This window comes from Pseudomonas sp. GW704-F2 (genome assembly GCF_059423025.1).
Genome location: NZ_JBWKXO010000077.1, coordinates 1 through 13637, shown reverse-complemented (window position 1 = coordinate 13637; position 13637 = coordinate 1). Strand labels below are relative to the sequence as shown.

Genomic DNA, 13637 nt, shown 5'->3' with positions numbered 1-13637 from the left:
GCTCGCACGAACATCATCCATCAAATCGGCGTTCTTGTTTCTGTGTTTCCCGGGATTCCGTGAAGAACCTTTTTTTGCCTGCTCGATACCAGCCGCCTACCCCAGCACCTGCGCCAGAAACGCTTGCGCGCGAGGTGTGCGTGGCGCAGTGAAAAACGCCTCCGGCGGCTGGTCTTCGATGATCCGCCCGCCATCGAGAAACAGCACACGCCCGGCGACTTGCCGGGCAAAGCCCATTTCGTGGGTGACGCAGAGCAAGGTCATGCCACTTTCGGCGAGCATGACCATCACGTCCAGCACCTCGCCGACAGCCTCCGGGTCCAGTGCCGACGTCGGCTCATCGAACAGCATGATTTTCGGGGTCATGCACAATGCCCTGGCTATCGCGACCCGCTGCTGTTGGCCGCCCGACAATTGCGCCGGGTATTTTTTCCAGTGTTGATCGATCCCGACTTTTTTCAGCAGCGCCATCGCCTGGTCCTGCGCGCTGTCGCGGGGCATGCCGCGCACGGACATCGGCGCCAGCATGCAGTTTTGCAAGACGGTCAGGTGCGGAAACAGGTTGAAGCCCTGAAACACCATGCCGACCTCACGCAAGGCCGCGCGGTAGAGCGTCGGCGAAGCGCTCAAGTCGGCGCCCAGCACCTGGATTCGGCCCTGCTGCGCCGGTTCCAGACGATTGAGGCAACGGATCAACGTGGACTTGCCGGAGCCCGAGGTGCCGCACAGCACAATCCGCTCGCCCTGCACCACGCGCAGGTCGATACCGTGCAGCACCTGGTATGGGCCGTACCATTTACTCAGCCCTTCGACGTCGATCACCACCGGCGCAGGCGCGCAGATCGACCGCTCAAACTCCCCTGATGACCCCATGTATCCACCCTTCCTTATCATTCGTCAGTTGGCCGCATGTGGCGGGTGAGTCGACGATTGATCCGGTTCACCCCTCGCCGGACACACTCGACCACCAGCAGGTAGACCAGCGCCACCCACACATACACCTGGAAATCAAAAGTGCGTGAGAACGCCAACTTGGCCACGCCCATCAAATCCAGCAAGGTCACCAGCGACACAATCGCGCTGGCCTTGATGATCAAAATCAGTTCATTGCCCAGTGGCCCCACCGTCACGATGAGCACCTGCGGCAAGGTCACCTTGAAAAACGTGGTGGTGCGGCTCAACCCCAACACCGTCGCGGCTTCATAGTGGGCACGGGGCACGGAGAGCAACCCGCCGCGAAAGATCTCGGCCTGATAGGCCGCCGTATTCAAGGTGAACGCCAGCACAGCGCAAAACCACGGGTCGCCGAACCAGCCCCACAGGCCAAGGTCGCGCCAGAAACCGTGGAAGGAACCCAAGCCGTAATAGATCAGGAACAACTGCGCCAACAACGGCGAGCCCCTGAAAAAGTAGAGATAGGCCCTGCACCCGTACTGCAACAAACGCCAGCGTGAAGTCCTGCCCAGCGCCAACAGCACGCCAAGCACCATCCCGGCGCTGCTGGATATCGCCACCAATTGCAGGGTCAGCAACAAGCCATCGAACAACTGCGCACCGTAGCGCTGAAGCAGTTCAAGCCCGAGCCACTCGGCAAAACGCTCGCCCCCCATCATGAGGCACGCTCCCGGCCCTGGCCGTAGTGCTTTTCAAGCTGCACGATGCAAAACCCCGACAGCGACGACAGCAGCAGGTACAGGCCACACGCCGCCAGATAAAACAGCATCGGTTCCTTGGTGGCGTTCACCGCCAGGCTGGTCTGACGCATCAGGTCCACCAGGGAAATGGTCGACACCAACGCCGTGTCCTTGAGCAGGCTCAACCAGTTGTTCGAAAGCCCCGGCAAGGCGATCCTCATCACCTGCGGCAGCACCACCTTGAAAAACGTGTGCCTGCGGCTCAAGCCCAGTGCCTGGGCGCCTTCGTACTGGCCGCGCGCCACGGTCTTCAATGCCCCCAGCCATACCTCGCTGGAAAAGGCCGCCAGCACCAGGCTGAACGCGATCACTGCCGCCACGAAGGCGTTGATGCCAAACTCGGCCGAACCGCCCCAATACGCCTGGAACTGCTGCAGCGCGATCTGGATGCCGTAATACACGATCAATAACGTCAGCAACTCCGGCAGGCCACGAAAACAGGTGGAGAACAGCGCAGCCATCGCCCTCACCGTGGTATTTGCCGATCTGCTGCACAGCGCCACCAACAACCCCAATGGCAACCCCAGCGGCACACACGCCAATGCCAGCGCCATCGTGACCCCTGCGCCCGCCAGCAGCGCGCCGCCCCACCCACCGGCGCCCAACGACAACAACCCTAATGACTCGAACATGGAAGACGCCCCCGCGCTTAATCATCCTCAAGGCCATGGGCCAACTTGAGCTGTCGATAGGTGCCGTCGGCGATCACGTCCGCGATGGCCTGGTTCAGCCTGGCGCGCAACGCCTCATCGGCCTTGCGCACGGCAATACCGGCGTCGCTTTGCGTACCGGGGATAGCCAGCACCCGACAACACTGCGGGGCGGTGCTCTTCAACCACTCCTGCATCGGCGCACTGTCGTTGACCACCGCATCCAGGCGGCCGTTGAGCAGGTCGCTGTTGGCCTCGTCCTGGCCGACGTACAACTTGACCCGCGCCCCATTGGCGCCATAGACATCCTGGTTGTAGATACCCTGGGTGGACGACGACTGAGCGCCGACCGTCTTACCGGCCAACGTGGCCGGCGCGGCGTCCTGAATGTCGCTGCCCCTGGGCACTGCCAGGACCATGCGCGTGCGGTTGTAGGGCTGGGTGAAGCTGACGGTCTTCTGGCGCTCTTCGGTGATGGCCATCGAGGCGATGATTGCGTCGTACTTTTTCGCGAGCAGGCCCGGGATGATGCCCTCCCAGTCCTGGGCAACAATCGTGCATTCGACGCCGAGCCTGGCGCACAGGGCGTTCGCCATATCGACGTCAAAACCACGCAGTTGGTTATTCGAGTCCACATAGTTGAAAGGCGGATAAGCACCCTCGGTGGCGAAACGCAGCGGCTGCGCATGGGCCACCGACAACAGCCCGAGGGTGATCGTTACGGCATAGAGCGTCTGTTTGACCTGTTTCATGAAGGCACCTACCGAATTATTTTTATTCTGCGTAGTGCCTGAGGCCTGGCTAACCCGAAGGAACACGGGTGATTGACGCAGGCTCAGTCACTGACCCAGCGGACACTACGCCAACCTAAACAATTCGTCTATATTTTACAGATAGTCTATTTCCGAGTTTTTTGTAGGCCAAAACCGGGATGCACGATCGACCCCAAGAGTGTCGCGGGCACATTGTTGAGGCTCGCGGATGGCCGGTGCTACCATGCGCAACCGCCTGTCATGGCAAGGAACCCTCTGGTTTATGAGCAGCATTCGCGAGCGCAACAAAGAAAAGATCCTGCGGGCGGCGAGCGAGGAGTTTGCCGACAAGGGCTTCGCCGCGACCAAAACCAGCGACATCGCCGCCAAGGCCGGGCTGCCCAAGCCCAACGTCTACTACTACTTCAAGTCCAAGGACAACCTCTACCGCGAAGTGCTCGAGAGCATCATCGAGCCGATCCTGGCAGCCTCGACGCCGTTCAACCCGGAGGGTGAGCCTGCGGCGGTACTGAGCAACTACATCCGCTCGAAAATCCGCATCTCCCGCGACCTGCCCTTCGCCTCCAAGGTGTTCGCCAGCGAAATCATGCACGGCGCCCCGCACCTGAGCGCCGAACAGGTCGAGCAACTCAACGCCCAGGCCAAGCACAATATCCAGTGCATCCAGCATTGGGTGGACCGTGGGTTGATTGCGCCGATCGATCCCAATCACTTGATGTTCAGCATCTGGGCCGCAACCCAGACGTATGCGGATTTTGATTGGCAGATTTCGGCGGTGACGGGTAAAGACAAGCTGGATGAAGCGGATTACGAGGCGGCGGCGCAGACGATTATTCGGTTGGTGCTCAAAGGCTGTGCGCCGGACTGAGACACCGAGGCGCCTGTGGCAATCGGGAGCAAGCTCCCTCCCACCTTTAACTGTGTTCACACATTTCTATTTGTGAATACCGTCAAATGTGGGAGGGAGCTTGCTCCCGATAAGGCCCAGACAGTCATCCAATAATCAGGCTGACACCCCCGCATCCGCCCACAAACCCAGCGCTTCAATCGCCGTGATCGCACACTGCTCATCAATATCCGACGTGTCCCCGCTGATCCCGATCGCCCCCAGCACCAGCCCTTCCTGATCCCGAATCAACACCCCGCCCGGCGCCGGCACCACGCTGCCCTGCCCCAAGCTGTTCAATGCGGCGATAAACGCCGGGCGTTGCTGCGCATCCAGCGCGAGCAAGCGTGAGCCTTTGCCCAGGGCAATCGCACCCCAGGCCTTGCCAATGGCGATCTGCGGGCGCAGCAGGCTGGCGCCGTCGTCCCGTTGCAGGGTGATCAGGTGACCGCCGCCGTCCAGCACGGCAATGGTCAGCGGTGCCGAGGCAATGGCGCGGCCTGCGGCGAGGGCCTGGCCGGCCAGGTTGACTGCGACTTTCAAGGTTAAAGCGCTCATGGGTGCCGTCCTTATCTTGTTATGGGAAAGCCGTGGGCTCTGTTGGAACAGATACCGGATGCGACAAATAGAACACAATAGAGTTATTTTTTGTATACAACATTTTCGCGAAAACCTACCGAATGTCGAAAAAATACCCTACAAAGACCTTCCGACGAACGCAAAGGCTACTGAATAAAATGCATTGACCTGTGGCGCTTGCCGTGAATACACTTCGACCAAACACCACTTGTATACAATTACAAAACGCAAGAGGCACCAAAACAATGAGCAAAATGAGAGCAATCGAAGCCGCCGTTCTGGTGATGCGTCGTGAAGGGGTAGACACCGCCTTCGGTATCCCAGGCGCCGCGATCAACCCGCTGTATTCGGCCTTGCAGAAGGTCGGTGGCATCGATCACGTCCTTGCTCGCCATGTTGAAGGCGCCTCGCACATGGCCGAGGGCTACACCCGCACCAAGGCCGGCAATATCGGCGTGTGCATCGGCACATCGGGCCCGGCGGGCACCGACATGGTCACCGGCCTGTACAGCGCCTCGGCCGACTCGATTCCGATCCTGTGCATCACCGGCCAGGCCCCCCGGGCGCGGATGCACAAGGAAGATTTCCAGGCCGTGGACATCACCAGCATCGTCAAGCCGGTGACCAAGTGGGCGACCACGGTCCTCGAACCCGGCCAGGTGCCGTATGCGTTCCAGAAGGCCTTTTATGAAATGCGCTCCGGCCGCCCTGGCCCGGTGCTGATCGACCTGCCGTTCGACGTGCAGATGGCCGAGATCGAATTCGACATCGACGCCTACCAGCCGCTACCCCTGGCCAAACCGCTGGCCACGCGCATCCAGGTGGAAAAAGCCCTGGCCCTGCTCGACCAGGCCGAACGCCCGCTGCTGGTGAGCGGTGGCGGCGTGATCAATGCCGATGCCAGCGACCTGCTGGTGGAGTTCGCCGAGTTGACCGGCATCCCGGTGATCCCGACCTTGATGGGCTGGGGCACCATCCCCGACGATCACCCGCAGATGGTAGGCATGGTCGGCCTGCAAACGTCGCACCGTTATGGCAACGCGACGCTGCTGAAAGCCGACGTGGTGCTCGGCATCGGCAACCGCTGGGCCAACCGCCACACCGGTTCGGTGGCGGTGTACACCGAGGGGCGCACGTTCATTCACGTCGACATTGAACCGACGCAAATCGGTCGCGTATTCACCCCGGACCTCGGCATCGTTTCCGACGCCGGGGCCGCACTGACGATGTTCATCGAAGTCGCCCGCGAGTGGAAAGCCGCAGGCAAACTCAAGGACCGCAGCGCCTGGCTGCATGACTGCCAGCAGCGCAAGGCCACCCTGCAGCGCAAGACCCACTTCGACAACGTGCCGGTCAAGCCGCAACGGGTGTACGAAGAGATGAACCAGGTGTTCGGCAAAGACACCTGCTACGTCAGCACCATCGGCCTGTCGCAGATTGCCGGCGCGCAATTCCTGCATGTCTACAAGCCGCGTCACTGGATCAACTGCGGCCAGGCCGGCCCGTTGGGTTGGACCATCCCGGCGGCGCTCGGCGTGGTCAAGGCCGACCCGAGCCGCAAGGTGGTGGCGCTGTCCGGCGACTATGACTTCCAGTTCATGATCGAAGAACTGGCCGTGGGCGCGCAGTTCAAGCTGCCGTATATCCACGTAGTGGTGAACAACTCCTACCTGGGGCTGATCCGCCAGGCCCAGCGCGGGTTCGAAATGGACTACTGCGTGCAGTTGTCTTTCGACAACCTCAACGCCCCGGAACTCAACGGCTATGGCGTCGACCACGTCGCAGTCGCCGAAGGCCTGGGGTGCAAGGCCCTGCGCGTGTTCGAGCCCGGCCAGATCCAGCCGGCACTGCGCCGCGCCCAGGAAATGCTCGAAGAATTCAAGGTTCCGGTGATCGTTGAGATTATTCTGGAGCGCGTGACCAATATTTCCATGGGCACCGAGATCAACGCCGTCAACGAATTCGAAGATCTGGCCTTGGTCGGCAACGATGCGCCGACTGCCATTTCCCTGCTCGATTAAGGAGAACCCTATGCCGCGCTTTGCCGCCAACCTGTCCATGCTGTTCACCGAACAGGCGTTTCTCGCTCGCTTCAAAGCAGCCGCCGATGCGGGCTTTGCAGGCGTCGAATACCTGTTCCCCTACGAATTCAGCTCTGCCGAAATCAAGGCGCAGTTGGATGCCAATGGCTTGACCCAGGTGCTGTTCAACCTGCCGGCCGGCGATTGGGCCAAGGGCGAACGGGGCCTGGCGTGCCATCCGGATCGGGTCGAGGAATTCCGCGCCGGGGTCGACCTGGCCATCGCTTACGCCCAGGTGCTGGGCAACACCCAGGTCAACTGCCTGGCGGGCATCCGGCCGCAGGGCGTGGACGATGCCATCATAGAAAAGACCTTTGTCGCCAACCTCAAATACGCCGCCGACACGCTGCAAGCGGCGGGTATCAAGCTGGTGATGGAAGCGATCAACACCCGCGACATCCCTGGGTTCTACCTGAACAACACCGCGCAGGCCCTGGCGATTCGCGAACAGGTGGGCAGCGCCAATCTGTTCCTGCAATACGACATCTACCACATGCAAATCATGGAAGGCGATCTGGCCCGCACCCTGGCCGCGCACCTGGGTGAGATCAACCACATCCAACTGGCGGATAACCCGGGTCGCAACGAGCCCGGGACCGGGGAGATCAACTATCGATTCCTGTTCGAGCATTTGGACCGTATCGGTTATCAGGGTTGGGTCGGCTGTGAATACAAGCCGTTGACCACCACCGAAGCGGGTTTGGGTTGGCTCAAGACCCATAACGCCCTCTGACAGGCACAACACGCAACCAACCTGTGGGAGCAAGCCCCCTCCCACATTTGGACCCCATGTGTTTGGCAGACCGCGCTCTATCGAATAAAAAGAGGATTTTTTCATGGCTAAAATCGGATTCATCGGCACCGGCATCATGGGCCAACCCATGGCCGCCAACCTGCAAAAAGCCGGTCACCAACTGTTCCTGTCCGAGCATCACGGCAAGGCGCCAGCCGAGTTGATCGCCGCCGGCGCCATCGCGCTGGCCACCCCGCAGCACGTCGCCCAGGAAGCCGAATTCATCATCGTCATGGTGCCCGACACCCCGCAGGTCGATGACGTGCTGTTGCGCGCCGATGGCGTGGCCGCCGGTCTGTCGCCGAACAAAGTGGTGATCGACATGAGCTCGATCTCCCCCACCGCCACCAAGGCCTTTGCCGCCAGGATCAACCAGACCGGCGCGCAGTACCTCGATGCGCCGGTGTCCGGCGGTGAAGTCGGAGCCAAGGCCGGCACCTTGAGCATCATGGTCGGCGGTGAGCCGCAGACCTTCGAGCGTGCCTTGCCGCTGTTCCAGAGCATGGGCAAGAACATCACTCTGGTCGGCGGCAACGGCGACGGCCAGACAGCCAAAGTGGCGAATCAGATTATCGTCGCGCTGAACATCCAGGCGGTGGCTGAAGCGCTGCTGTTCGCCGCGAAAAACGGCGCCGACCCGGCCAAGGTGCGTGAAGCGCTGATGGGCGGCTTCGCCTCGTCGAAGATCCTTGAAGTACACGGCGAACGCATGATCAAGGGCACCTTCGATCCGGGCTTTCGCATCAACCTGCACCAGAAGGACCTCAACCTCGCGCTGGCCGGGGCCAAGGAGCTGGGGATCAACCTGCCGAACACCGCCGGCACCCAACAGGTGTTCAGCACCTGCACCGCGATCGGGGGCGGCAACTGGGACCACTCGGCGTTGATCAAGGGCTTGGAGCATATGGCGAACTTCTCGATTCGCGACAAATAACCCACACCGCTGCCCTTTTTGAAATGCCGTCAAATGTGGGAGGGAGCACGCCCCCTCCCACAGGTTGATCGCATTTCAATAGCCGCAATTGCTGCATCTCTAATAACAAAAAATCCCCGGGAGCCCGCTTATGTCGGTCGATCCGCAACACCTGCTTCGCGAGCTGTTTGCCACCGCCATTGACGCCGCCCATCCCCGGCAAGTCCTCGAACCCTACCTGCCCGCCGACCGCAGCGGCCGGGTGATTGTGATCGGCGCCGGCAAAGCCGCGGCCGCCATGGCGCTGGTCGTGGAAAACGCCTGGCACGGTGAAGTCACGGGGCTGGTGGTCACCCGCTACGGCCATGGCGCGCCGTGCCAGAAAATCGAAGTGGTCGAAGCCGCCCACCCGGTCCCGGATGCCGCCGGCATCAAAGTGGCGCAGCGCGTGCTGGCGCTGATCAGCCAACTGAGCGAAGACGACCGGGTGATCTTCCTGCTCTCCGGCGGTGGCTCGGCATTGCTCGCCCTGCCCGCCGAAGGCATCAGCCTGGCCGACAAACAGGCCATCAACAAAGCCCTGCTCAAATCCGGCGCCACCATCGGCGAGATGAATTGCGTGCGCAAGCACCTCTCGGCGATCAAGGGCGGCCGACTGGCCAGGGCGGCATGGCCGGCGACGGTCTATACCTACGCGATTTCCGATGTGCCGGGCGACCTGGCCACGGTGATCGCTTCCGGCCCCACGGTCGGCGACCCGAGCACTTCGCAACAGGCCCTGGCCATTCTCAAGCGCTATGGCATCGACGCGCCGGCGTCCGTGCGCAGTTGGTTGCAGAACCCGGCCTCGGAAACCGTCAAACCCGGCGACCCGCTGCTCGCCCGCAGCCATTTCCAATTGATCGCCCGCCCACAACAGTCGTTGGAAGCGGTCGCGGTGAAAGTCCGCCAGGCCGGGTTCAGCCCGCTGATCCTCGGCGACCTCGAAGGCGAAGCGCGGGACGTGGCCAAGGTCCACGCCGGGATCACCCGGCAGATCGTGCAGCACGGCCAGCCGTTGGCGGCGCCATGCGTGATCCTGTCCGGTGGGGAAACCACCGTGACCGTGCGCGGCACTGGCCGTGGCGGGCGCAACGCCGAATTCCTGCTGAGCCTCACCGACAGCCTCAAGGGCCTGCCCGGCGTCTATGCCCTGGCCGGCGATACCGACGGCATCGACGGTTCGGAAGACAACGCCGGCGCGCTCATGACCCCCACCAGCTACGCCCGCGCCGAAGCGCTGGGGCTGTCGGCCTGCGACGAGCTGGACAACAACAATGGCTACGGCTATTTCGCCGCCCTCGACGATCTGATCATCACCGAACCGACCCGCACCAACGTCAACGACTTTCGCGCTATTCTGATTCTCGAGACTGCCCACCCTGTTGAACGCCCCCTTCAGCATCCCGATGAACCTGCAAGGGCCGAAACTGCGGGTTGCGCAACCGGGGTCGATCAGACGTTGATCTAGCGCCGGTCAGGGCCTCCTGCCCCGACTGGGCCGAAGCGCTGCTCAACGGCTTCAGCCAGATTGTCCTGCAGCGAAAGCCCGCGTGGACAGCCCGTTCGAATCCCCCTAGGCTTGCCCGATATTCGATAGGGGCGAACGTTATGGACAGCAACAACGACTGGCGTCAGCGTCTCTATGTCATGGTTTTCCAGAGTGACACGCCGGCCGGGCGGCGTTTTGACAGCACCCTGCTGCTGATCATTCTCGCCAGCCTGGTGGTGGTGATCCTCGACAGCATCCAGGAAGTCCACGACAATTACGCCGCCGTGCTGGCCTACATCGAGTGGGGCTTCACCGTCATCTTCGCCATCGAGTATGGCCTGCGCTTGTACTGCTCGCCCAAGCCGTTGCGCTATGCCTTCAGTTTCTACGGCCTGGTGGATTTGCTCGCCATCGTGCCCGGCATCCTCGCGCTGTATTACAGCGATGCCCAGTACCTGTTGATCATCCGCATCATCCGCATGCTGCGCATCTTCCGGGTGCTCAAGCTCGGGCCGTACCTCAAGCAGGCCAACTACCTGATGTCGGCGTTGCGCGGCAGCAAGCAGAAGATCGTGGTGTTCCTGCTCAGCGTCTGCACCCTGGTGACGGTGTTCGGCACCTTGATGTATGTGATCGAAGGGCCTGGGAACGGCTTCACCAGCATCCCCAAGGGCATCTACTGGGCGATCGTGACCCTGACCACCGTGGGCTTCGGCGATATCGTGCCCAAGACCCCGCTGGGCCAGGTGATTTCGTCCCTGGTGATGATCACCGGTTACTCGATCATCGCCGTGCCCACCGGGATCTTCACCGCCGAACTGGCCAACGCCATGCGCGGTGAACAGTTGCAAACGGACTGCCCGGTGTGCAAGAAAAACACCCATGACGCGAACGCGGCGTTTTGTTCGCGGTGTGGCAACGCATTGTTTAACAAGCTGGAATAAGCAAAGATCTTTTTAATCTTTAAGCGAATATACAGCCCCGGCTATAGTCGCTGGCAAAGTGCTTCTCTCTACTCTCGAACAACAAGGAATGAGCAGTGAAAAAACTCGTTAGCGCCTCTCTCCTGGCCGCCGGCCTTGCATTGGCCGGTGTCGTCCAGGCCGCACCGACCACCCTGCTCAATGTGTCCTACGACGTGATGCGCGATTTCTACAAGGACTACAACGCCGCCTTCCAGAAACACTGGGAAGCCGAGCACCCGAACGACAAGCTGACCTTGCAGATGTCCTTCGGCGGCTCCAGCAAACAAGCGCGCTCGGTGATCGACGGCCTGCCGGCTGATGTGATCACCATGAACATGGCCACCGACATCAACGCCCTGGTCGACAACGGCAAACTGGTGCCGGACAACTGGGCTACCCGCCTGCCGAACAACAGCGCGCCGTTCACTTCGGCCACCGTGTTTATCGTGCGCAAGGGCAACCCGAAAGCCCTGAAAGACTGGCCGGACCTGCTCAAGGATGGTGTGCAAGTGGTCGTGCCCAACCCGAAGACCTCGGGTAACGGTCGCTACACCTACCTGTCGGCCTGGGGCTACGTGCTGAAGAACGGTGGTGACGAAGACAAGGCCAAGGCCTTTGTCGGCAAGCTGTTCAAGCAAGCGCCCGTGCTGGACACCGGTGGCCGTGCCGCGACCACGACGTTCATGACCAACCAGATCGGCGATGTGCTGGTGACCTTTGAAAACGAAGCGGAAATGATCGCCCGCGAATTCGGCCGCGATCAGTTCGAAGTGGTCTACCCAAGTGTCTCCGCCGAAGCCGAGCCACCGGTCACGGTGGTGGACAAAGTGGTCGAGAAGAAAGGCACGCGCGCAGTCGCCGAAGACTACCTGAAGTACCTGTGGTCGCCGGAAGGCCAGGAAATCGCGGCCAACAACTACCTGCGCCCGCGTGACCCGAAAGTGCAGGCCAAGTACACCGATCGTTTCCCGAAAGTCGACTTCCTGTCGGTCGAGAAGACCTTTGGCGACTGGCGCACCGTGCAGAAAACCCACTTCAACGATGGCGGGGTGTTCGACCAGATCTACAACGGGCAGTAAGCCGCTTGCACTGAAGAAACGCGAGCCAATGTGGGGGCTGGCTTGCCTGCGATAGCGTCGCCCGGGTGTGTCCGATACACCGGGGTGTCCGCATTGCAGGCAAGCCCGCCCCCACATTCGTTTGATGCCAAGCGTGATCGTCAGGCCGCCGGGTCGCCTGTTTCGGCCGGTGCGTCTGCATGTATCATGGGCGCTCGAAGCCAACGCCAAGGCTTCAGTCATCATTTCACGGCATGAGTGTTATCACCGCCAACAGCCTACTCGCCGCAGTGTCTTGTCTTTACTCTCGCTCGCCATCTTCCTTCGCTTTTATGAGAACACCATGAACGCTACTCCCCACGCTACGAGCACCATGACCCGCGGGATGGTGATGTTGTTTGCGTTTTGCTGCGGCGCCATCGTCGCCAACATCTACTACGCGCAACCGATCATCGAGCTGATCGCGCCGGACATCGGCCTGACGCCCGCCATGGCCAGCCTGATCGTATCGCTGACGCAAATCGGCTACGCCCTGGGCCTGTTCTTCCTGGTGCCCCTGGGCGACTTGCTGGAAAACCGCAAGCTGATGATCAGCACCACCGTGATCGCCATCGCCAGCCTGCTGGGCGCGGCGTTTACCGAGCAACCGAACCTGTTCCTGCTGGTGTCGTTGTTGATCGGTTTCAGTTCGGTGTCGGTGCAGATCCTGATCCCACTGGCGGCGCACCTGGCACCTGCCGAGTCCCGTGGCCGCGTGGTCGGCAGCATCATGGGCGGCCTGTTGCTGGGCATCCTGCTGGCGCGGCCGGTGTCCAGTGTGGTCGCCGACCATTTCGGCTGGCGCGCGATGTTCATGGCCGCGGCCGCGTTGATGGCCGTTATCAGCGTGGTCTTGCTGATGACCATTCCCAAGCGCCAGCCCGACCACAGCGCCAGCTATGGCCAATTGCTGCGTTCCCTCGGCACCCTGCTGCGTGAACAACCGCTGTTGCGCCAGCGCGCCTTTTATCAAGGTTGCATGTTTGCCACCTTCAGCCTGTTCTGGACCGCCGCGCCGCTGGAGTTGGTGCGCAACCATGGCCTGAGCCAGACCCAGATCGCGATCTTCGCCCTGGTCGGTGCCATCGGTGCCATCGCCGCGCCCATCGCCGGGCGCCTGGCCGATGCCGGCCACACCCACCGCGCGTCACTGCTGGCCATGGTGTTTGCGGTGTTGAGCTTCCTGCCGGCCTTCGTACACCCGCTGTACAGCGTGATCGGCCTGGCGGTGACCGGCGTGGTCCTCGACTTCTGCGTGCAGATGAACATGGTCCTCGGCCAACGCGCCATCTACGCCCTCGACGCCAACAGCCGCAGCCGCCTGAACGCGCTGTACATGACCAGCATCTTCATCGGTGGTGCCTTCGGCTCGGCGATTGCCAGCAGCGTGTACGAACACGGCGGCTGGCTGGGCGTGATGCTGGTGGGCAGTGCGTTCCCGCTGGTGGCGCTGCTGCGCTTTCTCAGTGCTTCGCGCCACACTTCGGCGGTCACTGCCTGACGGCATGATGCCTCGGGATCGTGGGTGGGGTTACGAGCGCGGCCTGCCACTGGACGACGGGGCGATAATCTGCAGCAGCTGTAACACGAACGCTGAGAGTGTCTTGGCAAGCATTTCGATCAGTGCGGACGGCCCGTTTGGGGTTTCACCCGGCAGCGGGGTTGGGGTTGGGGT

Annotated in this window: 13 protein-coding genes; 8 read left to right on the top strand and 5 right to left on the bottom strand. The window is 61.6% G+C overall.

Annotated elements, in window-relative coordinates:
• Positions 1–96: 96 nt before the first annotated feature.
• Genes AC07W0_RS30385 through AC07W0_RS30370 form a run of 4 tightly spaced genes read right to left on the bottom strand, consistent with a single transcriptional unit; the run spans position 97 to position 3096 of the window.
• A complete protein-coding gene (locus AC07W0_RS30385) occupies positions 97–873 on the bottom strand; it encodes an amino acid ABC transporter ATP-binding protein (RefSeq protein WP_102618955.1) in 777 nt (258 codons plus the stop codon).
• Between the two features lie 17 nt (positions 874–890).
• Complete coding sequence (locus tag AC07W0_RS30380) at positions 891–1613, bottom strand: ABC transporter permease (protein ID WP_046384203.1); 723 nt, start codon at positions 1611–1613, stop codon at positions 891–893.
• A complete protein-coding gene (locus tag AC07W0_RS30375; protein ID WP_102618954.1) occupies positions 1610–2326 on the bottom strand; it encodes an ABC transporter permease in 717 nt (238 codons plus the stop codon). The genes AC07W0_RS30380 and AC07W0_RS30375 overlap by 4 nt, the downstream gene beginning before the upstream one ends.
• Positions 2327–2343: 17 nt before the next feature.
• Positions 2344–3096, bottom strand: coding sequence for a transporter substrate-binding domain-containing protein (locus AC07W0_RS30370; RefSeq protein WP_046486387.1), 753 nt, complete (start codon positions 3094–3096; stop codon positions 2344–2346).
• A 283-nt stretch (positions 3097–3379) separates the two neighbouring features.
• Between AC07W0_RS30370 and AC07W0_RS30365 the strand changes: the two genes are divergently transcribed.
• On the top strand, positions 3380–3985 hold the full coding sequence (locus tag AC07W0_RS30365) for a TetR/AcrR family transcriptional regulator (protein WP_102618953.1): 606 nt from the start codon (positions 3380–3382) through the stop codon (positions 3983–3985).
• 135 nt (positions 3986–4120) lie between these two features.
• Here the strand turns inward: AC07W0_RS30365 and AC07W0_RS30360 are convergent, their stop codons facing one another.
• Complete coding sequence (locus tag AC07W0_RS30360) at positions 4121–4561, bottom strand: GlcG/HbpS family heme-binding protein (protein WP_057003710.1); 441 nt, start codon at positions 4559–4561, stop codon at positions 4121–4123.
• A 266-nt stretch (positions 4562–4827) separates the two neighbouring features.
• Between AC07W0_RS30360 and gcl the strand changes: the two genes are divergently transcribed.
• The 7 genes from gcl (at position 4828) to AC07W0_RS30325 (ending at position 13463) form a co-directional block, all read left to right on the top strand.
• The gene (gcl, locus tag AC07W0_RS30355; protein ID WP_102618952.1) at positions 4828–6603 is read left to right on the top strand and encodes a glyoxylate carboligase; all 1776 of its coding nucleotides are present in this window, start codon (positions 4828–4830) and stop codon (positions 6601–6603) included.
• A 10-nt stretch (positions 6604–6613) separates the two neighbouring features.
• Positions 6614–7396 carry a hydroxypyruvate isomerase gene (gene hyi, locus AC07W0_RS30350; protein ID WP_102618951.1) on the top strand — a complete coding sequence of 261 codons (783 nt, stop codon included), beginning with the start codon at positions 6614–6616 and terminating at the stop codon, positions 7394–7396.
• A gap of 103 nt (positions 7397–7499) precedes the next feature.
• On the top strand, positions 7500–8390 hold the full coding sequence (locus tag AC07W0_RS30345) for a 2-hydroxy-3-oxopropionate reductase (protein ID WP_102618950.1): 891 nt from the start codon (positions 7500–7502) through the stop codon (positions 8388–8390).
• Between the two features lie 130 nt (positions 8391–8520).
• A complete protein-coding gene (locus tag AC07W0_RS30340) occupies positions 8521–9879 on the top strand; it encodes a glycerate kinase type-2 family protein (protein WP_102618949.1) in 1359 nt (452 codons plus the stop codon).
• A 140-nt stretch (positions 9880–10019) separates the two neighbouring features.
• Positions 10020–10844, top strand: a complete 825-nt coding sequence (locus AC07W0_RS30335; RefSeq protein ID WP_102618948.1) for an ion transporter — start codon at positions 10020–10022, stop codon at positions 10842–10844.
• Positions 10845–10939: 95 nt separating this feature from the next.
• The gene (locus AC07W0_RS30330; protein ID WP_102618947.1) at positions 10940–11944 is read left to right on the top strand and encodes a sulfate ABC transporter substrate-binding protein; all 1005 of its coding nucleotides are present in this window, start codon (positions 10940–10942) and stop codon (positions 11942–11944) included.
• A gap of 322 nt (positions 11945–12266) precedes the next feature.
• Positions 12267–13463: an MFS transporter gene (locus tag AC07W0_RS30325; RefSeq protein WP_026140344.1), complete on the top strand. Its 1197-nt coding sequence runs from the start codon at positions 12267–12269 to the stop codon at positions 13461–13463.
• The last annotated feature ends 174 nt before the right edge of the window (positions 13464–13637 follow it).